21 protein-coding genes and 1 pseudogene are annotated in these 25,177 nt (G+C 72.5%); 4 read left to right on the plus strand and 18 right to left on the minus strand.

What is annotated here, in order from left to right:
- Positions 1-116: 116 nt before the first annotated feature.
- Positions 117-1,292 (minus strand): acyl-CoA dehydrogenase family protein, encoded by a 1,176-nt coding sequence (locus EXE59_RS07110; RefSeq protein ID WP_135838281.1) that lies wholly within the window; start codon positions 1,290-1,292, stop codon positions 117-119.
- Between the two features lie 220 nt (positions 1,293-1,512).
- A complete protein-coding gene (locus EXE59_RS07115) occupies positions 1,513-2,583 on the minus strand; it encodes a hypothetical protein (RefSeq protein WP_168218430.1) in 1,071 nt (356 codons plus the stop codon).
- Between the two features lie 24 nt (positions 2,584-2,607).
- Between EXE59_RS07115 and EXE59_RS23690 the strand changes: the two genes are divergently transcribed.
- Entirely contained in the window at positions 2,608-3,030 is a 423-nt protein-coding gene (locus tag EXE59_RS23690; protein ID WP_168218431.1) for a VanZ family protein, read from the plus strand.
- Here EXE59_RS23690 and EXE59_RS07125 read toward each other — a convergent pair.
- Both EXE59_RS07125 and EXE59_RS07130 read right to left on the minus strand, forming a co-directional pair.
- On the minus strand, positions 3,005-3,301 hold the full coding sequence (locus tag EXE59_RS07125) for a PqqD family protein (protein WP_135838284.1): 297 nt from the start codon (positions 3,299-3,301) through the stop codon (positions 3,005-3,007). The genes EXE59_RS23690 and EXE59_RS07125 overlap by 26 nt on opposite strands.
- Positions 3,286-4,167, minus strand: a complete 882-nt coding sequence (locus EXE59_RS07130; protein WP_168218432.1) for a nucleotidyltransferase family protein — start codon at positions 4,165-4,167, stop codon at positions 3,286-3,288. The genes EXE59_RS07125 and EXE59_RS07130 overlap by 16 nt, the downstream gene beginning before the upstream one ends.
- A 73-nt stretch (positions 4,168-4,240) precedes the next feature.
- On the opposite strand from EXE59_RS07130, the gene EXE59_RS07135 reads away from it, so the two are divergent.
- Entirely contained in the window at positions 4,241-5,761 is a 1,521-nt protein-coding gene (locus tag EXE59_RS07135; protein ID WP_135838286.1) for a tyrosine-protein kinase domain-containing protein, read from the plus strand.
- Between the two features lie 28 nt (positions 5,762-5,789).
- Here the strand turns inward: EXE59_RS07135 and EXE59_RS07140 are convergent, their stop codons facing one another.
- The 10 genes from EXE59_RS07140 to EXE59_RS07185 form a co-directional block, all read right to left on the minus strand.
- Entirely contained in the window at positions 5,790-7,202 is a 1,413-nt protein-coding gene (locus EXE59_RS07140; protein ID WP_210428915.1) for a sugar transferase, read from the minus strand.
- Position 7,203: 1 nt separating this feature from the next.
- Positions 7,204-8,325, minus strand: a complete 1,122-nt coding sequence (locus EXE59_RS07145; protein ID WP_135838287.1) for a glycosyltransferase — start codon at positions 8,323-8,325, stop codon at positions 7,204-7,206.
- Positions 8,322-9,344 (minus strand): glycosyltransferase family 4 protein, encoded by a 1,023-nt coding sequence (locus EXE59_RS07150; protein ID WP_135838288.1) that lies wholly within the window; start codon positions 9,342-9,344, stop codon positions 8,322-8,324. The genes EXE59_RS07145 and EXE59_RS07150 overlap by 4 nt, the downstream gene beginning before the upstream one ends.
- Positions 9,337-10,488, minus strand: coding sequence for an O-antigen ligase family protein (locus EXE59_RS07155; protein WP_135838289.1), 1,152 nt, complete (start codon positions 10,486-10,488; stop codon positions 9,337-9,339). The genes EXE59_RS07150 and EXE59_RS07155 overlap by 8 nt, the downstream gene beginning before the upstream one ends.
- Entirely contained in the window at positions 10,488-11,507 is a 1,020-nt protein-coding gene (locus EXE59_RS07160; protein ID WP_246056585.1) for a glycosyltransferase family 4 protein, read from the minus strand. The genes EXE59_RS07155 and EXE59_RS07160 overlap by 1 nt, the downstream gene beginning before the upstream one ends.
- 29 nt (positions 11,508-11,536) lie before the next feature.
- Positions 11,537-13,810 carry an N-acetylneuraminate synthase family protein gene (locus EXE59_RS07165; protein WP_135838290.1) on the minus strand — a complete coding sequence of 758 codons (2,274 nt, stop codon included), beginning with the start codon at positions 13,808-13,810 and terminating at the stop codon, positions 11,537-11,539.
- Between the two features lie 72 nt (positions 13,811-13,882).
- Positions 13,883-14,557 (minus strand): acylneuraminate cytidylyltransferase family protein, encoded by a 675-nt coding sequence (locus EXE59_RS07170; RefSeq protein ID WP_135838291.1) that lies wholly within the window; start codon positions 14,555-14,557, stop codon positions 13,883-13,885.
- Complete coding sequence (locus EXE59_RS07175) at positions 14,554-15,585, minus strand: RNA-binding protein (protein WP_135838292.1); 1,032 nt, start codon at positions 15,583-15,585, stop codon at positions 14,554-14,556. The genes EXE59_RS07170 and EXE59_RS07175 overlap by 4 nt, the downstream gene beginning before the upstream one ends.
- Positions 15,576-16,586 (minus strand): CgeB family protein, encoded by a 1,011-nt coding sequence (locus EXE59_RS07180; protein WP_210428916.1) that lies wholly within the window; start codon positions 16,584-16,586, stop codon positions 15,576-15,578. Before EXE59_RS07180 ends, EXE59_RS07175 begins: the two co-directional genes overlap by 10 nt.
- Positions 16,587-16,628: 42 nt before the next feature.
- Positions 16,629-18,149 (minus strand): lipopolysaccharide biosynthesis protein, encoded by a 1,521-nt coding sequence (locus tag EXE59_RS07185; RefSeq protein ID WP_135838294.1) that lies wholly within the window; start codon positions 18,147-18,149, stop codon positions 16,629-16,631.
- Positions 18,150-18,235: 86 nt separating this feature from the next.
- On the opposite strand from EXE59_RS07185, the gene EXE59_RS24430 reads away from it, so the two are divergent.
- Positions 18,236-19,105, plus strand: a complete 870-nt coding sequence (locus EXE59_RS24430) for a glycosyltransferase family 2 protein (RefSeq protein WP_246056587.1) — start codon at positions 18,236-18,238, stop codon at positions 19,103-19,105.
- A 49-nt stretch (positions 19,106-19,154) separates the two neighbouring features.
- Here the strand turns inward: EXE59_RS24430 and EXE59_RS07195 are convergent.
- The 4 genes and pseudogenes from EXE59_RS07195 to EXE59_RS07210 all read right to left on the minus strand — a co-directional run.
- Positions 19,155-20,201: pseudogene (locus tag EXE59_RS07195) on the minus strand (acyltransferase family protein); the annotation flags it as partial.
- Positions 20,132-22,171 (minus strand): glycosyltransferase, encoded by a 2,040-nt coding sequence (locus EXE59_RS07200; RefSeq protein ID WP_168218434.1) that lies wholly within the window; start codon positions 22,169-22,171, stop codon positions 20,132-20,134. The pseudogene EXE59_RS07195 and the gene EXE59_RS07200, both read right to left, overlap by 70 nt.
- Positions 22,172-22,197: 26 nt before the next feature.
- The gene (locus EXE59_RS07205; protein WP_135838298.1) at positions 22,198-23,193 is read right to left on the minus strand and encodes a MauE/DoxX family redox-associated membrane protein; all 996 of its coding nucleotides are present in this window, start codon (positions 23,191-23,193) and stop codon (positions 22,198-22,200) included.
- A 35-nt stretch (positions 23,194-23,228) separates the two neighbouring features.
- On the minus strand, positions 23,229-23,714 hold the full coding sequence (locus EXE59_RS07210; protein ID WP_135838299.1) for a DUF1707 SHOCT-like domain-containing protein: 486 nt from the start codon (positions 23,712-23,714) through the stop codon (positions 23,229-23,231).
- 84 nt (positions 23,715-23,798) lie between these two features.
- Between EXE59_RS07210 and EXE59_RS07215 the strand changes: the two genes are divergently transcribed.
- The gene (locus EXE59_RS07215) at positions 23,799-25,175 is read left to right on the plus strand and encodes an MFS transporter (protein WP_135838300.1); all 1,377 of its coding nucleotides are present in this window, start codon (positions 23,799-23,801) and stop codon (positions 25,173-25,175) included.
- The last annotated feature ends 2 nt before the right edge of the window (positions 25,176-25,177 follow it).

Here is a 25,177-nt window from a genome sequence, read left to right on the forward strand (position 1 = left end):
AACGGTCGGCGGCGCTCGATCCGGCAGCCCTTTCCGTGCGCTTCTCGGCCGTTGCACCGGGCTGGAAGCGCGGGAACCACCGGTGAACCGGTGGTTCCCGGCCGCGCCACCGGCCGTCAGCCGATCGCGCCCGCGTCGTCCTTCGCGAGCGAGCGCGAGATGACCATCCGCTGGATCTGGTTGGTGCCCTCGAAGATCTGCATCACCTTGGCCTCGCGCATGTAGCGCTCGACCGGGAAGTCGCGGGTGTAGCCGTAGCCACCGAGGACCTGGACGGCGTCTGTGGTGACCTTCATGGCGTTGTCGGTGGCGACGAGCTTGGCGATCGAGGCCTCGCGGGAGAACGGCAGGCCGGCGTCCTTGAGCCGCGCGGCGTGAAGCAGCGTGGCGCGGGCCGAGACGACGGCGGCCTCCATGTCGGCGAGCACGAAGGCCAGGCCCTGGTGGTCGATGATCCGGGTGCCGAAGGTCTCGCGCTCACGGGCGTACGCCACGGCCGCGTCGAGGGCGCCCTGCGCGAGGCCGACGGCGACGGCGGCGATGCCGAGGCGGCCGGAGTCGAGTCCCTTGAGCGCGATGCGGAGGCCCTCGCCCTCCGCGCCGAGGAGGCGGGAGGCGTCGACGCGGACGTTGTCGAAGCGCATGGTCGCGGTGGCGGAGCCGGTGAGGCCCATCTTGCGCTCGGGCGGGTCGGCGGACAGGCCCTCGGAGTCGGCGGGGACGAGGAAGCAGGAGATGCCTGCCCCCCGAGAAGCACCAGCGTCGTCGGAGGTGCGGGCCATCACCTTGTAGAAGTCGGCGTGCCCGCCGTGGGTGGTCCAGGCCTTCGCGCCGTTGATCACGTACGAGTCGCCGTCGCGGCGGGCGGTCGTACGCATCGCGGCGGGGTCGGACCCGGCGTGCGGCTCGGAGAGGCAGTAGGCGCCGAGCAGGTCGCCGCCGAGCATGTCGGGCAGCCACCGGGCGCGCTGCTCGTCGGTGCCGAACTCGGCGAGGCCGAAGCAGGACAGGGCATGCACCGAGACGCCGACCCCGACCGACGACCACACGGCGCCGATCTCCTCGAGCACCTGGAGGTAGACCTCGTAGGGCTGGTCCCCGCCGCCGTGCTCCTCGGGGTAGGGCAGGGACAGCAGCCCGGCCTGGCCGAGCATCCGGAAGACCTCGCGCGGGAAGGTCTCGGTGGCCTCCGCCTCCGCAGACCTGGGGGCGAGCTCCTTGGTGGCGATCTCGCGCGTCAGGGCGAGCAGGTCGCGGGCCTCGTCGGTGGGCAGCTGGCGGCGGGCGGTCATGCGGGGTCCCCGTGACGTTGTTCGGAGGAGCGAAGCGGGGGGGAAGAACGTCGTGGGGTGCTCATGTGACGCAGGTTACCGGCGGGCTCAGCGCGCCCCGAAGCCGGCGGCGGCGCCGAGGTTCCGTATCCAGGCTGGAGCCCTGCCCCCGAAGTTTCGGGGTGGAGGCTCGGGCTTCCCCGGGGTACCCGGGGACCGCGACACGAGCCACCCCGAGCCCTCAGGCAGGAGGCCGGAGGAGCCCCTCTGTCGCCATGAGCCGGAGGGCGTCGCCGACCAGCGCGACGGCGTCGGGGTGGGCGCCCCACAGCTCCTGCACCTCGGCGACGAGACGGTCGGTGGTGAGGGGGGCCTCGAGGGCGAGCCAGAGCACGACGCCGAGCCCGGCGAGCACGTGGACCCGGGAGTCGATCATCAGCACGAGCTCGTCGTCGTACTCGATCGCGTCGCGCCACGGCACACGGGTCCAGGCGCCGGGCGTACGGCTCCCGTCGGCCACGCCGTCGCCGCTGCCGGGGTGGTGCCGGCGGGGCAGTGGCGGCCGGCCCTCGACGTCGAGGAGGGCGACGAGGTCGTCGAGCCAGTGCTCGACCTCGCTGTAGTCGAGGGCCCACGCGCCCCCGCACGCGTCGATCGTGTCCGCCAGGCGGCGGACGGGGTGCTCGAGCCTGACCAGCGACGAGGTCTGCGCCACGATCTCGGCGATCGCGCGGGCCGGCGCGAGCGGGAGGAGGCCGCGGTCGGTGTCGCCGCGGTGCAGCAGGACGATGCGGTGCAGGCGGGCCGAGGGCGGCGGCCGCAGCAGGTCGAGGTCGTCGGGCGAGAGGGAGTGCTTCAGGAGCGGGGCGTCGCTGTCGGTGATCACCGAGAGCGGCTTGGGGTGGGGGTGCACGGCGAGGGTGTCGTCGACCGAGGTGGTCTCGTCGGAGAGGTAGCCGAGGCGGCGCGCGAGCAGCTGCACGGCGGTCGTCTTGCCCGAGCCCGACGGGCCGATGACGACCAGGGCGCGGCCCTCCTCGTCCGCCACGGCGCCGGCGTGCAGGTTGACGCGGAGCCCGGCCGTCGCGTCGAGCGCGGCGAGGGTGACCCGCGAGGTGACGGCGTAGTCGTGGGCGACGTCGTCGTCGGTGTCGAGCTGGTCGAGGTCGACGACGGTGGCGGCGGGCCGGTCGGTGAGCGCACGGCTCCACTGCCGTCGCAGGCGGGCGGCGGCGTCACCGGAGACCGGGATCCCGATCGGCACCCCCAGGGCGTCCACCACCACCTCGGGCGGGGTTCCCTGGGAGCTCACGTCGCCCACTCTAGGGTGGGCGACGTGGGCTGGAGGGGCGAACGCCGGGTGCTGGTCGCCCTCGCGCTCGGCTACGTCGTGGCGCTCGCGGTCCTGGTCGGCGGGCCCTGGGGCTCGGCCCTCAACCGCTTCACCGTCGCGTGCTACGTCCGGTTCAGGTACGACTGGCCGATCGCGCCCGACTGGGTCCTCCCCGAGCACTACGGCGTGCTGCTCAACGTGGTGCTGTTCGTCCCGCTCGGGGCGCTGTTCGTGCTGTTGACCGGCCGACAGTGGTGGGTGGCGACGGCGGTCGCCGCCACCGGGTCCCTCGTGATCGAGGCGGTGCAGTGGCTGTGGCTCGACCGGCAGGGCACGTGGAGCGACGTCGCGGCCAACACGCTGGGCGCGGCGATCGGGGCGGTGGGGGTCGGCCTGGCGGTCAGTCTTCTCGCGCGACGCCGATGATCACGAGCTGGTCGACCAGCGTCTCCACGTCGTCGCGGATCTCCTCGGTGCTGGTCCCCGACATGGCGGCGGCCGCGTCGACGACCTCGTCCAGGGTGCCGCCGTCGGCGAGCGCGAGCCACACCACGCACCCGGAGCCCTCGAGCAGGATCGGCGGACCCTTCGGCAGCCGGGTGAGGTAGGCGGTCGGGGTCTCGCCGCCGTCGAGCTCCTCCTCGCTCACCCATGCGACGTCGTCGGCGATGCGGTAGCGCGTCACGGTCGCCGCCACCTCTTCATGGCACTCGCGGTGGCCCTGCCCGACACCTCCGCGAACGCCTTCCTCACTCGCAGGCGCTGGCGCTCGCGCACCTCGTCCCGGGTGGGCGTACGGCCCAGCTCCATCCTCAGGTGGTCGCGGTTGACACGCGTCGCGGCGCTCACCAGCGCTGCCTTCGCGCGTACGGTCGGCGCGGCCGCGAGCCGTGCGCGCCACTCGTCGAGACGGGTCCCGCCCTCGCTGAAGTAGCGCCACAGCAGGTAGGAGGGGTCGCGGCGGTGGAGCTCGAGCTCCCCGATCCCGGCGGCGAGCGCGACCTCCGCGCCCAGCTCGGCGGCCAGCCGGCGTACGGCGTCCTGCTCCTCCGGTGTCGCACCCACCCAGGCGTGGTCGACGTCGGTCCTCCCACCGGAGCGAGCGGCGTGGAGGACCAGGATCAGCCGCTGGGAGGTGTGGTCGGGGACCGGGCAGGCGCGGTGGGCGATCTCGCGGTGGACGAGGCTGCGGGCGAGGACCCCGTACGCCGCCTCGGCGTCGATGGTGACGCCCGGCCAGCTGGTGTGGACGTCGACCCACCCCCAGTCGTCGTGCCACCAGTTGGCGGCGTGGGCGAACACCGACCCGGTCGAGAAGTCGGTGCGTTGCTCGAAGCCGACGGACTCCAGCGCGTCGACCAGTCGGGAGAGGTGGCTCGGGCGCACGAGCACGTCGACGTCGCTGGACTGGCGACCCTCCGCCCGCAGGCCCGGCAGGACGGCCGGCCCCTTGAGGTGGAGCAGGTCGATGTCGCGGTCGTCGGCGAGCTTCTGCACGACGGCATGGGCGAGGTGGACGCGCGCGGCGATCGGGGCCGCCCGGCCCTCCCGGTGCTCGTCCATGCCGCACATGGTGCCAGCCCGAGTGTCGCGCTTCGGGGTAGATGGACGGGTCGGACGTCCTAGACTCGCGAGCATGACGTTCGGGGACTTCGTCCGGCTGACCCGCGCCTATGTGTGGGTGCTGGTCGGCTGCACGGTCCTCGGTGCGGCGGTGATGGCCGCGTGGACCACGCGCGAGCCGGTCCTCTACTCGGCGACGTCCGCGGGCCTGGTGCAGGTCGGCAACGCGGCGAGCGCCGCCGAGGAGCAGGGCAACGCCCAGCTCGCCGAGGACAAGGCGGTGCTCTACGCCTACCTGGTCTCCACGACGCCGGTGGCCGAGCGGGTCGTGGAGGACCTCGGGCTCGACGTGCCGCCGTCCGCCATCGCGGGCCGCTTCTCGGCGTCGGTCGATGCCAGCGTCAACGCCCTGACGGTGACCGCGATCGGCAGCACGCCGCAGGAGGCGCGCGACCTGGCCACCGCCGTCGTCGATGCCGTCGTGGTCTACGCCCAGGAGGTCGAGACCGGCGAGGAGAACCCGCGCGGGGACCCGCTGACGCGGATCGTGGCGGTCGAGCCGGCACAGCTCCCCTCGGCCCCGTTCAGCCCCGACTACCGCAGTGCGGCGCTGAAGGGCGCCCTCGGCGGTCTCGCCCTCGCCTACGCCGTGCTCATCGCCCGCCGGCTGCTCGACCGCCGCATCCGCTCGGCCGCGCACGTCGAGGAGGCCACCGGCGCCGCGGTGCTCGGCGTCATCCCCACGGAGGACTCGCTCGGTCGTACGCACCGGGGTGTCCGCGGCGACCTGGGGAGGGCCGCGGAGGCCTTCCGGCTGCTGCGCACCAACCTGCGCTTCGTCGACGTCGACAACGAGCCCCGCCGCATCGTGGTGACCTCTGCGCTGGCAGGGGAGGGCAAGTCGACGGTCTCGGCCAACATCGCGCGCCTCGTCGCGCAGGCCGGCACGCCCGTGCTGCTGATCGACGCCGACCTGCGCCGGCCGATGCTCGCCACGACCTTCGAGGTCGACGGAGCCGTCGGCCTCACCCAGGCCCTGGCGGGCGACGTGGACGTGCGCGACGTGATCGTCCAGTCGGGCATGGCCAACCTGAGCCTGCTCCCCGCCGGTCGCATCCCGCCGAACCCGAGCGAGCTGCTCGGCTCGCTGCGGATGAAGCAGTTCATCGACGAGCTCTCGCACGACTACTTCGTGATCCTCGACGCGCCGCCCCTGCTCCCGGTCACCGACGCGGGCCTGCTGTCGGCGTTCTGCGACGGTGCGCTGCTGGTCCAGGCGGCCGGCAAGACCCAGATCGAGCAGAGCCAGCACTGCCGCCGCATCCTCGACCAGGTCGGCAGCCGCCTCCTCGGGGTCGTGCTCAACAAGGCGCCGGTCAAGGGCGCGGCCGCCATCGCCTACGGCGGCGGCTACGGCGGCTACGGCGGCTACCAGGCCGAGTACGCCTCGCTCGAGGCGGAGTCCTCGGCGGGCAAGGGCTGGCGCAAGAAGGCCGACAAGGCCGACAAGCCCGACAAGGCCGACAAGCCCGACAAGCCCGCGCAGGCGGAGCAGGCCGAGGCGGGCGAGGCCGAGAAGGCCACCAGGTCCTGATCCCGCCCCGGTCGCGTCGGTGTCGGCGTCAGTACGCGCCGCGGCTGGCCAGCACGGCGGTGACCGTGCGCGCCAGGATCAGCAGGTCCTGCACCATCGACCAGTTGTCGACGTAGTAGAGGTCGAGTCGGACGGTGTCCTCCCACGACAGGTCGGAGCGCCCGGAGACCTGCCACAGGCCGGTCATGCCGGGCATCACGTTGAGGCGGCGCAGCATGTCGTCCTCGTACTGCTCGACCTCGGTGGGCAGCGGCGGTCGGGGGCCCACCAGGCTCATCTCGCCGCGCACGACGTTCCACAGCTGGGGGAGCTCGTCGAGGGAGAAGCGCCGGATGAACCTGCCCGGACGGGTGACGCGAGGGTCGTCGGAGCTCTTGAAGAGGACGTGGTCGCGTGCCTCGAGCTCGGCGAGCCGGTCCTCGGCGTCGATCGACATCGAGCGCAGCTTGAGGCAGGTGAACTCGGCGCCCTGACGCCCGACCCGGACCTGTCGGAACAGCGCGGGGCCGCCGTCGTGGAGCCTGATCCAGAGCATGAGGGCGAGCAGGACCGGCCAGACGAGGGCGAGGACGGCCAGCGAGCCGAAGAGGTCGAAGGCGCGCTTGGCGTCGTTGGTCGCCAGCTGCGAGCGGGAGCGCCCCAGGTGCATGAGGGGCAGCCCGGCGACCGGGCGGATCCGTACGCGCTCGCTCGAGACGTCGGTGACGTTGGGGGCGACGATGATCTGGACGTGCGCGTGGTCCTCGAGGTCCCAGGCGAGGCGGCGCAGCGCGGTGGAGGACTTCACTGCGCCCGCGGTGAAGAACACGATGTCGGGCGAGAACTCGTCGACGACCGCGCGGACGTCCTCGATGAGCCCGAGGACCGGGACGCCCGAGGAGATGGTCTCCGGACCGGCGTGGACGGCCGGCACCAGGCAGCCCATCACCTGGTAGCCGAGCCAGGACTCGCGGGCCAGCACCTGGTGGATCTCGGCGATGTAGATCGGGCTGCCGACGAGCAGCACCTTGGAGTTGAGGTGCCCGGCCCGCCGCAGCCGCTGGATGACCCGTCTGCTGAGCAGTCGCCCGAGCAGCAGCGTCATGACGCCCAGCGGGAAGTAGAGGACGAAGAAGCCGCGGGAGAGCGGGTACTGCATGAGGTAGGCCATGGTCGCGACCAGCGCGGCGGTGAAGACCGACGCGTTGACGACGAGCTTGAACTCCTCGGTGCCGGCGCCGATCACGTGCAGCTCGTAGGCCCCGAAGTAGACGAGCATGACCAGCCACGTGCCGAGGAAGAAGACGCTGGCGAGGGCGGTGTTCTCGAGGATGTCACCGGCCGTGGCGAAGATCGGCAGGGTCATCCGGAACCGGATGGCCAGGACGGTCGCCAGCGCGATCATCACCAGGTCCACGGCGCCGAGCAGCCACGGCAGCAGCCGGGAGCCATCGGGACGCACGTCAGGCCACCGTCCCTTCCCCCAGAGCAATGGTGCGGATCCTGTCGATGAACCGGGCCTCGCCGAACTCCTCGGCCCGGGCCCGCAGTCTTGCACCGTCCCAGCAGTGCCGGTCGGAGATGTCCAGCGCGGACCCGATCTGGTCGGGGTCGGGGCGGTCGAAGAACACACCTGTCTCGCCCTCGAGGACGGTCTCGAGGAACCCGCCGCCGCGCAGTGCCACGGCGGGGACGCCGAAGGCCGCGGCCTCGAGGGGGGCCAGGCCGAAGTCCTCGTGGCTGGCGGCGACCAGGACGCCCGCCCCGGCGTACACGCCGCGCAGCTGCGCGTCGGGCAGGCCGCCGAGGATGCGGACGTTGTCGGGCAGCGTGGCGCGCAGGCGGGACTCCTCCGGGCCGCGGCCCACCACGACCAGGCGGCGCCCGGTGCCGCGGACGGCCTCGATGACGGCGTCGACGTTCTTGTAGGGCAGCAGCCGCGAGACCACGAGCGCGTAGCCCGGCTCCCACCCCTCGAGCTCGGGCACCGGCTCGGTCGGTGCCGAGGCGTCCATGCCGTGCGGCGGTGGCAGCAGCTCGGCGTCGCGGCCGTACGTCGCGCGGATGCGCTGCTGCACGACGCGGCTGTTGGCGAGGTAGACGTCGACCTGGTCGGCCTGCCGCCGGTCCCAGCGCTTGAGGAGCGGGCGCATCGCCATCAGCGGCGGGCCCACGGGGGAGCGCCAGGCGGCACCGCCGAGGTACTCGTCGGTCTGGTAGAGCCAGCGGGCCGGGTTGTGGCAGTAGACGACCGTGCGGGTCCGGTCGCCGGTCTCGAAGCCGTGGGCCCAGCCGCTGCTCGACGCCACCACGACGTCGGCGTCGACGCGCATCCGGGAGGCGGCCGGCGCGAGGAGCGGGAGGGCGAGCCGGTGGTCGCGACGGAGGGGGGCGAGCCGGTTGAGGGGGGAGGTACGCACGTCGGCGGCCGCGAAGTCGGGATAGGTGGCGTCGGGGTCGTAGAGGGTGGTGTGCAGGGGCGCGTCGGGGAAGGCCCGCAGGAGCGTGAGGACGACGCGCTCGGCGCCGCCACGCTGGGTGAGGTAGTCGTGGGCGATCGCCACGGGTGGCCGTGCGGTGCTCATGCCACCCCCAGAGATGCGAGAAGGGCCTCGACCCGCAGCCGGCCGGCCTGCGGCGAGTACTGCTCCTCCCAACGGCGGCGCGCGCGCCCGGTCACGTCGCGCGCCTCCTCCGGGGTGGCGCCGAGGGCGCGCTCGAGGACCCGGGCGAGGTCGTCGGCGTCGCCGGCGCGGGCGACCCACGGATGGTCGGGGCCGGCGACCTCGGGCAGCGCACCGGCGTCGGAGATGACGAGGGGGACGCCTGCCGCCATCGCCTCGGCGACCACGAGGCCGAAGGGCTCGGGCCACACGCTGGGGAACACGACGAGGTCGACGCGCCCGAACAGCTCGGCGGGGGTGGTGTGCCCGAGGCGTACGGCTCGCGGGCCCAGCGCGGAGAGCGCGTCCTCGACGGTGCGTACGTCCGCCGCTGTGACGTAGCGCGAGTCGCCGGCGAGCAGCAGGGAGCCTGGGACGCCGGTGCGGGCGAGGGCTCGCGCGAGGACGTCGACCCCCTTGTCGGTCGAGATCCGGCCGAGGTAGCCGACGTCGCCGGACCGCTCGCCGGACCGCTCGAGCAGGGGGAGGTCGGAGGTCCAGTTGGCGTGCGCGCGGCTGCCGGGGACCCGTCCCGCCATGTCGGAGGACGGCACGAGGGTGGCCAGCGCGCCGCGGCGTGCGACGCGGGCCGCGACCGCCTGGGCCCGGCCGCGGGGGTCCTGGTGGAGGTGGACGATGCGCCGCGCGTGGCCGGCCGTCGCCAGGGCCGGCACGAGCCCGTGGCACCACAGGACGCCGTCGCGCTCCGTACGGTCCCACGCGCGCAGCCGTCGCAGGTAGTCGCGCCGGCCGTCGGCCCGGATCGCCACGACGTCGGCACCGACACCGGCAGCGGCGTCGAGGACCTCAGTGGGGGAGTCCGCGGCCACGACCGTCACCGGGTGGCCCAGGTCGAGCAGTGCCTCGGCGTGGCGCAGCAGCACCTGCTCGCCGCCACCCAGGTCGGGGTTGTTGGCGGCGAGGTGGATCCGCTCAGGCATCGGGCACCGCTTCCGGTGCGGGATGCAGTGCCCGGCCGAGGGCGAAGCCCACCGCGATCGCCATGGGCGTGTCGAGGAGCACCTCGCCGAGCGTGATCGCCATGACCGCCGTGCCGATAAGGGCGGCCTGCGCGCCCGCGGCCGAGAGGTCGCCGGCGCGCGAGTGGCGCGAGAGTCGGAGGAAGGCGAAGGCCATCAGGCCGAGCACGAGGAGGAGCGCGATCCAGCCGCCCTCCTGCCGGACGGCGAGGTAGCTGTTGTGGAAGAAGAACTCGAGGCCGCGGACGTCGACCCGGGCCGTGCCGGGTCCGTTGCCGTACCACGGGGCGGCGGCGAGCTCGACCTGCTCCTGGGCGATGATCCGCTCCCGCAGGGCGTCGCTGCCGGACCGGTTGGAGAACGGGCCGTAGAGCACCAGGTCGTCGGGGATGTTGTCGACGAGCCAGACGAGCGCGGCCGCGACCGCGACACCTCCCGCGGCTCCCAGGCGTCGTCCCGCGAGGACCCAGAAGATCGCGAACGCCCCGGCGACGAGACCGGTGCGGGAGAAGGTGAGCACCAGCCCCGCCAGCAGCGGCACCGCCAGGGCGAGACGCACCTTCCACCGGTCGTCGGAGAAGAGCACCGCGAGGACGCCGAGGACCGCGATGAAGAACGCGCCGGCGTTGGGATCGCCGAGGTAGCCGGTGAGCCGGCCGGGGTAGGTGTCGCCGCCGATGCCCGCGAGGGCGAGGCCGATCACGCCGACCAGTCCGGCGCCAAGTCCGAGGGCGGCGGACCGCAAGGAGACCCGCCCGGTGCCGAGGGCCCAGACCAGGCCGGCCAGCACGGCGACGTGCCCGAGGCGCCGCGTCCACTCGACGTCGTTGGACACGCCCGAGTGGACCAGCAGGGCCAGCAGGGCACCGAGGAGGACCACCACGAGCCCGTGGAGACGGGCCCCGCCGCGGGCCGGGCGCACCACGCACAGGACGACCAGCGCAGCCATGGCGAGCTCGTTGACCGGGATCCCCGACACCTCGACCGTGCGCAGCGGCAGGACGGCCATCAGCAGGAAGTCGGTGGCCCGGACCTCGCGATCGGCCTGGTCGGCGTGGGCGATGGTGCGGTCCGGGAGGTTCCACGGGGTGTCGATGCGTGCCATCAGCGTGCCCCTGCCGCGGCGTACGTCGCGGTGATCCGGGTGCACATGTCGTCGACCGTCGGCCAGTCCCGCAGGGACGGGCGGGCGGAGAGGTCGAGGCCCTGGCGGGCCAGCGCGGCGGCGACCGCGGCGGTGTCGTCGGCGTCCACCAGCGAGACCGGTGGCAGGACCTCCGGGTTCCCGCCGACGTCGCTCGCGACGACCCCCATCCCGCGGGAGGCGGCGTCGAGGAGGGCGTACGAGCAGTTCTCCCAGACCGACAGCATGGCCAGCACGTCGTGCTCGGCCATGGCGGGCTCCGGGTCGACGAAGCCGGGCAGGCTGACGGCGTCACCGAGGCCGAGGCGATGGGCATGCGCGCGCAGCGCCGCCTCCTCGGGACCCGTCCCCGCCAGGGTCAGCCGGGCCGCGGGGTGGTCGCCGCGCAGCGCCGCGAACGCGTCGAGGAGTGCGGGGAGCCGCTTCTCCGGCGCCAGCCGCGCGAGCGAGAGGATCCGCAGCCCGGGCGCCCGCGGTGGTCGCGGCGCGAGCGGCGCGACTCCGTTGGGGACCACCTTGACGGGGATCCGTGGGTGCCACTTGTCGGCCATCGCGTCGGCCGTCGCGCGGCTGACCGCGATCGCGGCGTCGAAGCGCCGCAGCCGCGCCGTGTGCACGGCTGCCATCGCCCGCGTCCTGGTGCCGGAGCGGTGGTAGACGACGTCGTCGCGGGCGATGCCGTGCTCGGTGGTCACCAGCCGGGGCCCGCGCCCGGCAGCGAGGGCGACGACGATGTCGGCGTAGGCCAGGTGGCTGTGCACCACTGCCGGCCGCACCCGGCGTACGACGCGGCGCAGCGTGGTCACGGACGCCCGCAGGCCGTGGTCGGGACCGAACGGGCCCTCGTGGACCTCAGCGCCCAGGTCGCGCAGCCGGTCGCACAGGGCGCCGGGTGGGGCCAGGACGGCCAGTCGCCAGCCCGGGAGGCCGGCGCGGGCGACGTCGAGGACGTGCCGAGCCACCCCTGCCAGGTCGCTCACCGGCACCACCCAGAGCGCTGCGGGAGCGGTCAGAACCATTGCTCCAGCCGCTCGAGGGCGATCCAGAAGCCCTCGCCGTCGTTGACGTGCCCCTGCCAGATCTCGGGGATGAAGCTCACGCCCGGCGCCATCGCCTCGAGCTGCTGGGCCAGCACCGCCCAGTCGATCTCACCGTCGCCGACCTGCACTCCCTCGCCGTCGACGCCGGTCGCGTCGACGAGGTGGAGGTGCTCGGTGTGCGGAGCCAGGAGGTCGGTCGCCTCGGAGAAGGGCATGCCGAGGTAGTTGGCCGAGAGCTTGGAGTGGGAGACGTCGAAGCAGAGCCGGCGGCCGTGGCGCTCCGCGAACTCCGCGGTGTCGCGCGGGTCGACGAAGAGGTTGCAGTAGAGCTGCCCGCCCATGTACCAGGGATAGGGCGGCAGCGTCTGCGCGCAGAGCCGCACGCCGGTGTCGTCGACGCGGGCCAGGCCGGCGGCGACCCGGGCGTACATCGCCTGGCGCTGCTCCGGGCGGACGAAGGCGTCGGTGGTGAAGCCGCCCAGGCTGGCCACGATGACCGGGCCCTCGGCGTCGGCCTTGGCGTCGGCCCCGCGGGTGAAGTGCTGCTGCATCTCGCGCGTGGTGTCGACGACGCGCTGGAGCTCGCGGATCGACCGCTCCCAGTGCTCGTCGTCCTCGGAGGCGAGGTTGAGCAGGAAGTCCCCGGCGAACAGGTCGGGGGAGTGCGTGGTGAAGCCCATCGGCAGGCCGCCGTCGTACTTCGCGAAGACGTCGGCGACCGGCAGGTCGAGGTCCTTGTAGGAGAAGTGGAACTCGAGGAAGTCGGGGGTGGTGTCCTTGGTCATCGCGTCGATGTCGTGGTAGCGGACGGCCAGGCCCCAGGGGCGGGCGAAGTCGTAGGCCCGACCGCGCGGGGCGGCGTCGCCGAGGTCGGTGGCGTAGAAGAAGTCCCCGGCGTCGAGCGCGCGGGTGGTCGTACGCCCCACGAGCCGGTCGTACGCGTTGGGCTGGAGCCCGCGCCCGGGGCTCTTGATGTCGATGTCGGCGTCGGTCAGGGTCTCGCCGACCTCGATGCGGCGGGCGGCGACGAGGGACTTGGCGAGGTTGACCCGGTTCATCATCTCGCCGGTGGAGACCGCGCGCGGCGACGAGGTGCCGAGGGCCTCCTCGACCTCGCGGACCCGCTGCACCATCTCCTTGAACTCGGCCGGCAGCAGGCTGACCTTGTGGTCGTTGCCCTCGAGGTCGCGGTCCACGGTGAAGTGCTTCTCGATGATCCGGGCGCCGAGCGCGACGGCGGCGAGCGCGACGTGGAACCCGCGCTCGTGGCCGGAGTAGCCGACCGGCGCCCGGGTCAGCTCAGCGAGCCGGGTCAGGTAGGCGAGGTTGACGTCCTTGAACGGCGCCGGGTAGGTCGACTGGCAGTGCAGGAAGGCGTGCGCGACCCCGGTGCCGCGGATCAGCTCGACGGTCTCGCGGATCTCGCCCTCGGTGGACATGCCGGTCGAGATCACCATCGGCGTGCCGCTGGCGGCCATGTGGCGCAGCAGCGCGTGGTTGGTCATGTCGGCCGAGGCGACCTTGAGCGAAGGCACGCCGTAGTCGACGAGGCGGTCGACGCTGACCGGGTCCCACGCGGTGCACATCACGTCGATGCCGACGTCCTGGCAGTGGTCGAACACCTCGAAGAGCCCGTCGGCGCCGAGGTCGTACTTGGCGAGGAGGTCGAGGGTGTACTGCGGGCCGAGGTCCTCGCCGCCGGAGCCCGAGGCGCCCTGGCGGTAGAGCGACTCCATGTCGCGCAGCTGGAACTTCACGATGTCGGCGCCGGCCTCGACCGACAGGTCGACGAGCTGCTTGGCGAGCCCGACCTCGCCCTGGTGGTTGATGCCGATCTCGCTGATCATCAGCGCCGGCGCGTCGGGCGCGACGACGTGGCGGCCGAGGCGGAGCTCGTCGGCGCGGTTGATCGCGATCGCGACGAGGTGGCCTCGCTCGTCGACGAGGGCGACGTGGTCGATGCCGGAGCCGAAGGCGTGGGAGATCTCGGCGGGGCTGCTGCCGATCGGCAGGCTGCGTGGGGACGTGTTGGCGGCCTCGAGCGCAGGCACGTCGGTGGTGAGGCTGGCAGCGCTGCTGACCCAGCGCCGGAAGTCGCCGTCGGACAGCACGCCGTCGAGGTGGCCGTGCGAGTCGACGAGGAAGATCACCCGCGCCTTGTTGGCGGTGATCTTCTCGAGGGCGCGCAGGACCGGGTCGCCCGAGTAGACGACGTACGGCGTGAGGTCACGCTCGATGATCAAGGCGGAGGCCTTCCGTGGGAGTACGTTCGAGACCACCGTATCCAGCAGATCGCCGCGGCGCGGGCAGTCCGCTCAACGCGCGTTCAACAACCTCGCCGCCAGTGCCACGTCGAGCTCGGTGTCGATGTCGATGCCCTCGTCCTCGGCCATCACGAACAGGCCGATGCGGCCACCGAGCCGGTTGTCGTGCTGCTCGTAGACCTCGGTGCGGGTGACGTAGAGCGAGCCCGTCTCGCGGTAGCGGCGGCTCTCGTCGGTCAGGTCCTGCCGACGTGGGCGCGCCGCCACGTCGTACGCGGCGGTCGGCGGGTCCCCGGCCTGCCAGATGAAGGGCGGCTGCTCGACGACGCCGACCATCGAGTCCACGCCGGTCGCCGCGAACTCGGCGAGGGCCCGCGCGAGGGTGCCCTCGTGCCGGACGGGAGAGGTGGCCTGGAGCAGCATCACCGCGTCGGGTCGACCGTGCTCGGACGTGGCCTGCTCGATGGCGTGACGCACCACGGGCTCGGTCGGGGTGGTGTCCTGGGCGAGCTCGGCCGGGCGCAGCCACGGCACCTCCACTCCCGCGGAGCGGGCGACGTCGGCGATCTCCTCGTCGTCGGTCGAGACGACGACGTCGAGGCCGGGCGTCGCGAGCGCCTGCTCGATCGTCCAGACGATGAGGGGCTTGCCTCCGACGTCGAGCAGGTTCTTGCGGGGGACGCCCTTGGACCCACCCCGGGCGGGGATCACGCAGAGGGTGCTCATCCGGCCACCTCCCGCAGCACCTCGGCGACGCGCCGGGACGGTTCGACGTCCGGTCGAGGGGGCGGTGGCGTCGGGGCGCTTCCGGAGCGGTGCATGCCGTAACGCTCCCAGAACTCCGCGAGCCACGCGGGCGGTCGCGGGAAGTCGACCCAAGCGTCGCGTCCCTGCGCGGCCGCCTCGATCACCCCGGTGGAGAAGACGCTCACCACCGGTCCCGCCAGCCGGGCCAGCGGGGTCGAGCCGTCCACGGTGATGCCGAGGCGGCGGAAGCCGCCGTGCGCGAGCCGGGAGAGCCGGTCGCGCTCGGACGGGTGCGGGCGGTAGACGGCGTCGTGGGCCCGGCAGTGCGCGGCGGCCGCGCGGACGAGTCGCGCGCGGGACAGCTCGGCGGCGTGCATCTGGCCGAGGTAGGTCAGCCGTCGATCGCTGGTCGAGGAAGGCGCTCCGGCGCCTGTCACGAGACCTGCGTGCCAGAGCAGCTGGCTGCCGACGACCTCGTGCTCGACGTCGGTCCGCCCGGAGCGCCAGAAGTCCGCGTCGGCGTCGCTCCAGGCCAGCAGGCGCGCACCGGGCGGCAGCGGGGGCGCGTACGGGGTGAGCGCGCCGTGCTGCACCACGACCGACTGCGCTCCCAGGTCCCGCGCCCAGTGGTGCGCGAGCTCGCCGCGCGGCAGGTAGTGGCCGAGCGAGACGACCGCGACCACGCCACGAAGGGCGTCGGGGAGGTCGGTGCCGACGTCCTGCTGCGTCAGCGGCGGGCGACCGAGGTCGGGCGCGGGTCCGGGTGACAGCACGGCGACGGGCAGGTCGAGCCGGGCCAGGGGTTCGACGAGGGCCGCGTGGCTGGTGGGGGAGGAGGAGTCGAGCGCCACGAGCAGCCGCGGCTCGGGGTCGTACGTCGTGAGCACGAAGCGCTGGGGCTGCGGTCCGGGACCCGGGTGTACGGCGTGGCGGAGCTGGCGCAGGCGGTGCCGCGACTCCTGCCACTGGCGCCACGCGGTGAGGTCGCTCGCATGGATCAGGCCCATGCGTCCTCCAGCAGCGGGACCCGGTGGTCGAAGGTGTGCTCGGCCAGCGTCCGGGCCCGACCGCGCTCGGCGATCTCGCGCGCCCAGCCGCGGTCGGCGCGTGCCCGCTCGCAGAGCGCGGCCAGCTCGTCGACGCCGGAGAACACGAGCACCTCCCGTCCCGGCTCGTAGAGCGCCTCCACGTCGGGGCGGTCGATGAGCTGGAGCGACCCGGTGCCCGGCAGCTCGAAGGTGCGCATGGTGAAGCCGTCCTGGTCGGTGTGGGAGTTGAGCGCGGCGACGGCGCCGGCCGTCAGGCCGTAGGCGGTCGGGCGGTCCACCCCTCGCGCCGACGGCACGTCCGGGCGGCTGAGCTGCCACGTGCGGGCCCGGTCGACCGGGTGGCGTGACCAGTCGCGGCCGTACGCCCGGACCGGCACGCCGCGCTCGTGCAGGGCGGTCAGCAGGCGGGTGCGGTCGGGATAGCGCGCGCCGATGAACACGACCTCGTCGCTGGGCACGGGGGTGAAGGGCACGGTGTGGTCGTGGGCGTCGAGCACGTGGCCGACCCGCAGGCCGCGGTCGCGGAGGGCGGCCACGTCGTGGGGCGAGTACGACACGATCGAGGGCCGGGAGGTGAGGACTTCGTCGTCGAGGTCCATGCGGGCGAGCTCGTCGTAGAGCCACAGCAGCTGTCGCGCTCCCGAGGCGTCGACCGCCTCCCAGTAGCCCGTGCCCAGGCCGTCGCCCTTGACCGTGATGACGACGTCGGCCCGGCTGGCGGCGACGGCCGCGACCGCCCGGGCCGTCTGCGTGCGCTGCCGGGCGAGCTCGCCGGCCCTCGAGCCGAAGCGGCTCGGCAGCTCGTGGACGAGCTTGGTCCGGACCTTGGCGCCCAGGGTCGTGTTGGCGTCGTACGCGTGGACGGTCACGTCGTGGCCCGCCCGGCGCAGGGCTCCGGCGATGGAGTCGCCGTAGCCGTGGAAGGCGGGGATGACCAGCAGGATGTGGTTGCCGGACAATGTCATCCCATCTGGCGCGGACGTCTAGGACTGCGTCGAACCCTAGAGCACCGGATCCGCTGAACCGGACTGATCGGCCGACGTGTGCTCGGCTCGTCGCCGGATCAGGCGCAGCATCGACCAGATGTCCTGGTAGTCGCGTCGATAGGCGCTCAGACCTGCGGCGGCGGCGAAGGCTGCAGAGGCCGCCGCCCCCGCGAGGAGCACCTGTGGCACGGCTGACGTGACGGCGTCGGCTGCGAGGCGGAGCACCAGGTCAGCGAGAACACCCGCAACCAATGACAGCGCCAGGACCCGAGCCGCGGAGAAGCCAAGTGGTCCCACCGCGAGCCGACCCTCCACGCGGAGTATCCAGAGCGCCACGGGAAGTGCGATCAACTGGGCCACGGCGACGCCGGCTGCGACTCCTGGAACCCCCCAGCGAATCCCGATGGCCATTGCAGACAGCGCGACGACTGTGGCGATCGCGTTGTAGCTCATGATCGCCCGCCCCAGGCCCCTGGCAGCGAATACCCAGAGGACCGGCATGGTCAGGCAAGCCGCGCCTCCTGAGACCGCGACCCAGGCCATGATCGGTGCTGCCGCCGCCCAGGAGTCACCAAGAGCGATGTCCACGAACGCCCCGGCCGTGACCGCGATGACCGTGACTCCCAGAAGAACGGGGTAGACGAGGGCCACCTGCGCTCGACGTGCCCCCGACATCAGGCGCTCGTCGTCCTCACCGGCACTCGCGAGGACGGGAAGCGCGACAGTGCCGAACGGCGCCTGCAGTTGGGCGAGCGGGGTTCGCACCAGCTGCACGCTACGGGTGTAGGCCCCGAGCGAGGCCGCCCCGAACTGATGGCCGACCAGGACGTTGTCGGCATTGCGCGTGACGTAGCTCATCAGGCCGCCGAACACGAACGACATGCCAAGTCGCACGAAGTGCCCGACCGGTGTCCCGCGGTGGTATGCGCGCGGCAGCCACCTGCAGCTCGCGAGCAGCAGGGCGCAGGCCAGGACTCCAGAGGACAGCTGTTGGGCCACGAGCGCCCAGTAGTGGGCTCCCAGCGCGGCCGCCACGATGCCTATGGTCAAGGGAACCACCGCACACGCGAGGTCGATCGCAGCCAGAGCCCCGAACCGAAGACGTCTGGTCAGATCCACCCGGTACTGGGTGGCCAGGCCAGACAGGAAGAAGCTGGGCGCCAACGCCCACGCGATCGCCGTCAGCTCTGGTCTGCCGTACACCTGCGCGATGAGGGGAGCGGCGATGACGACCAGCGCGGTGAGGCATGCCCCGGCAGCGGTGTTGAGCCAGAACAGGTTGTCCCGCTCCTGGCGGCTGAGCGTCGGAGCCCGGATGGCGGCTGGTGAGAGACCCATGTCCCTGAGGAGCTCCGCAACGCCGACGATCGCAAGGACCATGGCGACCAGCCCGTAGTCGCGAGGCGTGAGAAGCCTTGCCAGGATGACGACCGATGCGATCTGGATGAGTAGTCGCATGACCTGGGCCAAAGAGGTGACGGCGACGCCGCGCACTGCCTTGCGCGCAAGCTCCTGCGGCGCAGGTGCCGACGTCATGCCGAGCAGTCTAGGTGCGGGTTGCTGAGCACGGGCACTCTGGGACTGCGGCCGCAACGACCTCCGGATCGTGTCACGATTGGCAGGTGCCGCACGAGAGTCCGCTGCCCGACGCGGTATCCGCTCCTCCGCTCGTGAGTGTGGTGATCCCGTGCTACAACGCAGGGGACACGCTGCTCGAGACTGTGAAGTCCGCTCTGTCGAGTGCTTACGAGCGCCTGGAGGTCATCGTCGTGGACGACGGTTCGACCGACTACGCCACACGGGTCGCGCTGGACTCGCTGCCGGCGTGCGTGGTGCGCGTGGGCCAGCCGAACTCCGGTCTGCCGGCTGCGCGGAATGCGGGCGTCCGGCGCGCCAGCGGATCGTTCATCCTGCCGTTGGACGCCGACGACCTCATCGAGCCGGACTACGTGCCCGAGGCGGTCGACGCCATGACGGCGGACGACACTCTGGGAATCGTGTACTCCAGGGCCACCAAGTTCGGTGAGGTGGAGGGGGATTGGGCGCTGCCCGACTTCGACGTCGACCGGATACTCGTGGAGAACTGCATCTTCTCGTGCGCGATGTTCCGGCGTGACGACTGGGCCGTTGTGGGTGGCTACGACGAGACGATGCGCCGCGGGCGCGAGGACCACGACTTCTGGCTGCGGATCATCTCCTTGGGGCGGGGAGTGCGCCGTCTCGAGGGGCGCTACTTCCACTACCGGATACGCAGCTCCTCGATGAACCACGGGTACACCAGGGAGGAGTACGTCCAGGTCTACGCGCAGATCTTCCGCAACAACGTGGGTCTGTACGCCGAGCACCCAGAGGCGCTCATCCGCCACCGCTTCGAGCTGATGGACGAGCTGAACGACCTGCGGCATCGCTACGCGATTCTCGAGCGCGCCCGACTTCGCTGGCCGGTGGCCTACGCCGGTTTGAGGCGACTCCGGCGCCTACGCGGTTCTTGACCCAGACCTGCGCAGGTCGTTCCACCAGGGCCCAGCTCGCGACTGCAAGCGTGGATGTGATCGCTCCGACTGCCAGCACGTACGCAGCGAAGCTCCACGTGTCCGCCCAGACGCCTACGAGCACCTGCGAGACGGGAAAGGCGTACAGGTAGACGCCGTAGGAGATGTCGTGCCGCTGGATCAGGCCCGGTCCGCCGCGCCTCCCGAGAGTCAGCAGCACGATCGCCACCAGCGGGGCGGCCAAGGAGGCGCCGAATCGAGGCTCGAGAACCACGAGCAGGCCCGACGCCAGTCCCGCCGCCGCTGCATGTACAGGCCGGAGGGTCACCTTCGGCAGGCAGACCGCCACGACGACGCCTCCGAAGAACAAGGGCGCCAAGAGACTGAACTGCTTCAGGAACACGCTCCCGAGAGCCGTGTGTGGCAGCGCGACCTGTAGCGCGACGAGGCCCAGCCAAATCGTGACGGCCAGTACCCGTTCCCGGATCTGGGACCCGCGGACGACGCTGTAGACCAGCCCAACGGCGATATAGCACATGAATTCGTGGGGCAGTGTCCACGCGGACGCGTTCCACACGCCGGGGTAGGGGACCCCTCGCGGCGTTCCGGCGATGTCGCTGGACGCCTGGTAGAGCAGCGCGTTGCTCAGGACGTGGCTCAGGCCCCCGTCGCGTCCCACGAGCGGTGCTGTGGTGAATGCCGTGGCCGCCAGGACCGTGAGGACGAGACAGGCCCAGTAGCCCGGCATCAGCCGCCCGACCCTTCGGGCGAGGAACGACGGCAGGCCGAGCCGTTGTCGTGACTGAGCGATCAGGAAGCCGGACAGGGCGAAGAATCCCATCACGGCCCAACCGCCGAGACTGCGGCCGACCAGTTGGGGTTCCGTGAGCCCGAAGGCCGGGAACGCGTGGGACACGAGGACAGCAGCAGCGAGCACGAGACGGAGGAAGTTGAGTCCCGGGTAGGGTGTGCCGGGGGGCTGTGGGAGCAGCTCGCCCTGAGCTGGGGTGCCCGTTGCGGTCACGTTCAGGCCTTCGGATGGGTGAGGTGTTGGGTTGTCAGCACGCTGCGGAACCGGTCCGCTGCCTGGTCCCACATCACGTAACTGTGATGGCCCTGCCGAACGTGCTGCTGTCCGCGAGCGGCCATCGCCAGCCTCAGACGGGAGTCGTCACGCAGCCGAACCATTGCCGAGCGCAGGCCCCCAGCGTCGCCGACGGCTGGCATCAGCGCAGTGGTTTCTGCTGAAAAGTAGTCAGCCATCGCGGCGGTGTCGCTCACGATCACCGCACAGCCCGATGCCGCCGCGTTGAGCGCCACGGTCTGGCCGGTGGGATAGGCGTAGTCGTGAGTCGGGACGATGACCACCTGCGTACGACGGAGGAGGTCCCGGTAGGCGTCGGGAGGTAGCACCCCACCGGGCTCGATGTTGCTGGGCAGCGCCAACGTCTGGGCACGGGCCGGCGTGGTGAGCAGCTTGACCTTGAGGTCTGTGCCCTCGACGGCTCGGATGAGGGTCGGGTAGTCCCGGCCGCGGTCGACGCCCACGGCGAGGAACTCGATGTCCCGGTGTGATCCGACGTCACCGCTGAAGAAGTCGGTCGCGACCCCGAAGGGCAGGCACACGAGCTGCTCGGGACGAGCACCGTTCGCGAGGAAGACCTCGCGCTGGTTGCTGCTCAGGAACAGGATGAGGTCCGATGCCTCGATGACTCGGCGTGCTCGGGCCCTGCTCCGCGCATCACCGGAACGGAGGTCTTCGGCCGCCCAGCAGACCAGGGTGAAAAGGGGCTTGGCCCGATACGGGCCTGGGACTCGGCGCAGCAGCGCTGGAAGCTCAGCCCAGTGCTCCCACACCGCAACAGTGGCGTCCGCTCGCTGCGCCGCGTGCCATGCGCGCAGGGGCTGGAGCCGTACACCGGTGCGGTGCTCGATCACGGTTGTGACCTTCGTCGGTGGGTAGCGCGGCGACTCGATCAGGGAGATCTTGTGCGTCTCGAGGCGTTCCATCCCGTAGGGCAAGCGGGTGGGCCGGATGCCTTCGGCGTACTCGCTTTCGTGCTGGGCAAGGGTCATGTCGTAGATGACGTTGAGAGTGATCAGTTGGTCGGCGCCGTCCCTCACCCACGCGGTTGTTCCGCAGCGGCGCCCCGCAGCCGCAGCGGCCTCGACGGCGAGTGCCACGGCCTTGCCCCGCGCTGCTCGCGGGATCCGGGGGAGCAGCCGGTCCAGCCGTCTTCCCCAATCGCGTGCGACTGCGTGCGACGTCATGCGGCCTGCGAGCAAGAACACCGCGCGGTCCCACGGCGAGCGTCCATCGGAGCGAAGGTCGTCGACGGCTCCGGGATGGCGGTGGTCGAGGGCCTGCTCGGAAGAGCCGGACGTGAATGCCCGCGCTACCCGCGACTCTGCGTCGGCGGCAGGGCCTCGGTGCTCGATCTCGAGCTCGGGGTCGATCACGATCTCGACGCCGAACCTGGCGAGGCGCAGGCCGAGCTCGGAGTCCTCGCGGTAGGTCATCGTCGGGTCGAACCCGCCGACCGCCTCGTACGCCTCCCTGGGCACCGAGTTGCAGGCAGCCCAGTGCCGCCACCTCTCCTCGGGCTGGCGTGCGTACGCCTGGGCGATCAGTCGCTCGTTGGCTGGTCTCCCGTACGCGGTCGCGTAGGGGGTGTCACGGAAGACGTCCCGGGTGAGCGAGACGACGCCGAGCGGTGGGGCACCCGCTGGCCTGGATCGGTGACGGGCCAGGTGTCCGGCGAGGAAGCCGGGGACGGGTGTGAGGTCGTCGTCGCAGCGGAGCACGATCTCGCCGCGCGCCGCGGCGTAGCCCGCCGCGAGTGCGGCGGACACCCCGTCGCCTCCGTCACGCTCGAGGATCCTGATCGGCAGGCGCTCGGTGTACGCCTCGACGACCACGCGGCTCCCGTCGACGTCCCCGTCGAGCACGACGAGGAGTTCCCATGGCTCGCCCACGCGTTGGGCAGCGAGTGCGTCGAGCAGCACCGGGAGCCGGGTCGCACCGCCGCGAGTGGGCACGACGACGGACAGGGCGGGATCGGGCACCCGCCGATCGTAGGTGGCGTGGGTGTTCACTCGGCCGGGCTCGGCTGCTCCGTGAGCACGCCGAGGACGTCCTCCACGAACGCCGCCACGTCGTCCTCCCCCGCGACCGGCCCGCCCGCGAGGTAGCCGTCGGCCCCGAGCAGGACCGCGGCGGGTGCAGCGACGGAGAAGACCCGGCGCACGTTGAGCTCCGGTTCCCACGCCGCCAGGTCGGGGGCGTGCTCCCCGGCCGCGCGTGCAGAAGCCTCGTCCGGGTAGATCGCCACGGCGCCCACGGCCGGAGCGAGAAGTGCCGCCCAGTCGTCGAGCTTCTCGGCGGTGCGTACGCACGGCCCGCACCCGGGGTTGAGGACGACGAGGAGCCGGGCCTGTGCGGCGGCGAGCTGGGCGAGGCTCGTGCTCCTGCCGTCGTGCAGGGTGAGGGCGCCGTACGGGATGGCCTGGCGCTCGTAGTCGAGCAGGTCCTCCTCGGCCGGCACCAACGAGGCGTCGGTGGCCGGCCCGCTGAGCACCAGGACGGCGACCGCCGCTGCGGCGAGCGTGGCCGCCAGCGCCGCCCAGTCGCCGCCGTCCAGCGCGCCGACTGCCGACGGTACCGATCCGCCGTCAGCGGCGAACCACAGGACGATGGCCGACAGCGCCGTCAGCAGGACGTTGCGCGCGAGCGTCGTACGGTCGACGTCGTGCCGGCCGATGCTGCCGAAGCAGGAGCAGGTCACCGGCTCGTCGAACCCCAGCGCGCGGCCGATCAGCGCGGTGTAGGCGAGCATCAGGAGCAGCACGAGGGCCGCGACCGGCACCAGGCCCGTGGCCGGTGCCACCAGCAGCAGGACGGCCAGGGCGACCTCGAGCCAGGACAGGGCAGGGGCTGCGACGTCAGCAGGGACGATCGGCGGCACCCGGAGCGCGGCGAACGCGTCGCGGGTGGCACGGGGGTCACGGAGCTTGGCGACCCCGCTCACGAGCAGCACGGCCACGAGGGTCAGCACGACCACCAGCGCTGCGACAGGTGCCTGCGACATGTGCGAAACCGAACGGCTCTGGCGAGGTGACCCCGTCAGTGCCGCGGGTGTCCCCAGCGGTAGAGGGCGATCAGACCGGGCAGGAAGACCACCAGCAGCACGAGCCCGAAGACCTTCTCGCCCACGCCGTCGCCGAACAGCACGAACAGCGACCCGCCGAGGACGAACGGTGACGTGAGCAGCCCGACGACCCAGAAGACCAACCTCGGCAGGAACCCGCGGTCGGGACGCTGGGTCCACATCGCGCTCGTCCCGCTCGGGGTGAGCCCGGCGAGCACGTCCTCCAGGTCGCCGTGCGTACGGGCCGTGAGGGCGCGCGAGGTGCGCTCGTCGAGGTCGGCGGGGGTGAGGCGGCCCTGGCTGAAGGCCCTGTTGAGCAGCTCGCAGACCCGCTCCCGCTCGGCGTCGGACGCCAGCGTCGCCTCCCGGGCGGCCTCGGCCCGGTCGCGGGCGGCCATCCACATGCGCATGGCCTCGTCGCCGGGTCCGGACCCGGGTGCGGCGCCGCTGGGGGTGGTCATGCGGCTCAGGGTAGGCGCTGGTCGCGACGGACGACGGCACTTCGGAGGGAACAACGGCACCCGGCTCGCTGTTGTCCATCCTCGATGAGCCCCGCACCCGACGCCGCCCCCGACGCGGTCCCCGACACCGCGGCGACGGCCGCGCAGGCCGACGACTCCCGACGGGTCTCGATGCTGCTGGGGCTCCTCTTCGGCTTGGCCGGCATGGGCTCGTCCAGCGCTGCGGTGGCGCTGGCGCTGCTCGGCGAGGACCTCGGCGTCAGCGCCGGTCTGGCCGCGTGGGCGATCAGTCTCTACGTCCTCATGCTGGCCGTCACCACCGCTCTCTACGGCCGGATCTCCGACCTCGTTGGCGTCCGCGGCCCGCTTCTCGCCGGACTCGTGCTGATGTCGATCGGGGCGCTGGTGGCGGCGCTGGCGCCGACCTTCGAGGTGCTGCTCGGCGCCCGCATGCTCCAGGGCGCCGGTGCTGCGGCCGTCCCGACCCTCGGCGTGACCATCCTCTCCGCGAAGTACACCGGCGAGGTGCGCGGACTCGCCTTCGGCCGCCTCGCGGGCGTCGCCGCGGCCGTGAGCTGCCTCGGGCCGCTCATCGGTGGGCTGGTCGAGGCGGCCTGGGGCTGGCGTGCCGTGATGGCGCTGCCGATCCTCGGTGCGCTCGTCGTGCCGCTCCTGTGGCGGGCCCTGCCGACCGGCGGCAGCGGCGCCCGGCTCGACGTCGTCGGCGCGTTCCTCGTCGCCCTCACCGCAGCGGGCATGGTCCTCCTGGTGCAGTCACCGTCTGCGGGCCTGGTCGTCGCGGCCATCGGCGCGGGGCTGCTCGTGCTCGGTGTGCCGGCCGTGCGCGCGACCGTACGCCGCCGCCCGGACGGCTTCCTGCCGGTCGAGGTGATCCGCAACGCGACCGTCGTGCGGAGCGCCGTCGCGGCCTCGTCCGTCCCCGCGTCGTGGTTCGCGATGCTCATCGCGCTGCCCGCCGTGCTGCTCGGCGAGGGGTGGCAGGCGTGGCAGGTCGGCCTGGCGATGGTGCCCAGCGCCGTCGTCGCCCTGCTCGTGCCGCAGGTCACCGGGCCGATGCTCACCCGCATCGGCCCGAGCCGGGCCCTCGCCGTCGCCGGCCTCGTGGCGTCCGCTGCCCTCCTGGTCGCCACCGCCGGCGCCTTCTGGGCGAACGCGGTCGTGCTCGTCGTCGGCATCATCCTGGTGACCTTCGCCTTCGGTCTCGGCCAGCCCGCCCTCAGCGCCGTCGTCGGCGACGCGGTGCACCACGACGTACGTGGGGTGGCCCTGGGCGTCTCCACGCTGCTCTTCCTCATCGGCGGCAGCGTCGGCTCCGCCGTGGTGGCGGGCATCAGTGGGCCGCTGGGCATGCCGGCCGCCCTGCTGGTCCTCGCGGCCCTGCCGCTGCTGGGCCTGGTCGTGCTGGCTCCCACGCTGCGCACACAGCCGATCACGGACTGACG

The sequence above is a fragment of the Nocardioides eburneiflavus genome (genome assembly GCF_004785795.1).
Taxonomy (GTDB): Bacteria; Actinomycetota; Actinomycetes; order Propionibacteriales; family Nocardioidaceae; genus Nocardioides; species Nocardioides eburneiflavus.

What these genes read in the sequence shown, in the direction of transcription:
- EXE59_RS07110 (WP_135838281.1), bottom strand. Translation starts at nt 1,292, where the DNA reads ATGACCGCCCGCCGCCAGCTGCCCACCGACGAGGCCCGCGACCTGCTC.
- EXE59_RS07130 (WP_168218432.1), bottom strand. Translation starts at nt 4,167, where the DNA reads ATGGACGAGCACCGGGAGGGCCGGGCGGCCCCGATCGCCGCGCGCGTC.
- EXE59_RS07135 (WP_135838286.1), top strand. Translation starts at nt 4,241, where the DNA reads ATGACGTTCGGGGACTTCGTCCGGCTGACCCGCGCCTATGTGTGGGTG.
- EXE59_RS07145 (WP_135838287.1), bottom strand. Translation starts at nt 8,325, where the DNA reads ATGAGCACCGCACGGCCACCCGTGGCGATCGCCCACGACTACCTCACC.
- EXE59_RS07150 (WP_135838288.1), bottom strand. Translation starts at nt 9,344, where the DNA reads ATGCCTGAGCGGATCCACCTCGCCGCCAACAACCCCGACCTGGGTGGC.
- EXE59_RS07155 (WP_135838289.1), bottom strand. Translation starts at nt 10,488, where the DNA reads ATGGCACGCATCGACACCCCGTGGAACCTCCCGGACCGCACCATCGCC.
- EXE59_RS07170 (WP_135838291.1), bottom strand. Translation starts at nt 14,557, where the DNA reads ATGAGCACCCTCTGCGTGATCCCCGCCCGGGGTGGGTCCAAGGGCGTC.
- EXE59_RS07175 (WP_135838292.1), bottom strand. Translation starts at nt 15,585, where the DNA reads ATGGGCCTGATCCATGCGAGCGACCTCACCGCGTGGCGCCAGTGGCAG.
- EXE59_RS07185 (WP_135838294.1), bottom strand. Translation starts at nt 18,149, where the DNA reads ATGACGTCGGCACCTGCGCCGCAGGAGCTTGCGCGCAAGGCAGTGCGC.
- EXE59_RS07205 (WP_135838298.1), bottom strand. Translation starts at nt 23,193, where the DNA reads ATGTCGCAGGCACCTGTCGCAGCGCTGGTGGTCGTGCTGACCCTCGTG.
- EXE59_RS07210 (WP_135838299.1), bottom strand. Translation starts at nt 23,714, where the DNA reads ATGACCACCCCCAGCGGCGCCGCACCCGGGTCCGGACCCGGCGACGAG.
- EXE59_RS07215 (WP_135838300.1), top strand. Translation starts at nt 23,799, where the DNA reads ATGAGCCCCGCACCCGACGCCGCCCCCGACGCGGTCCCCGACACCGCG.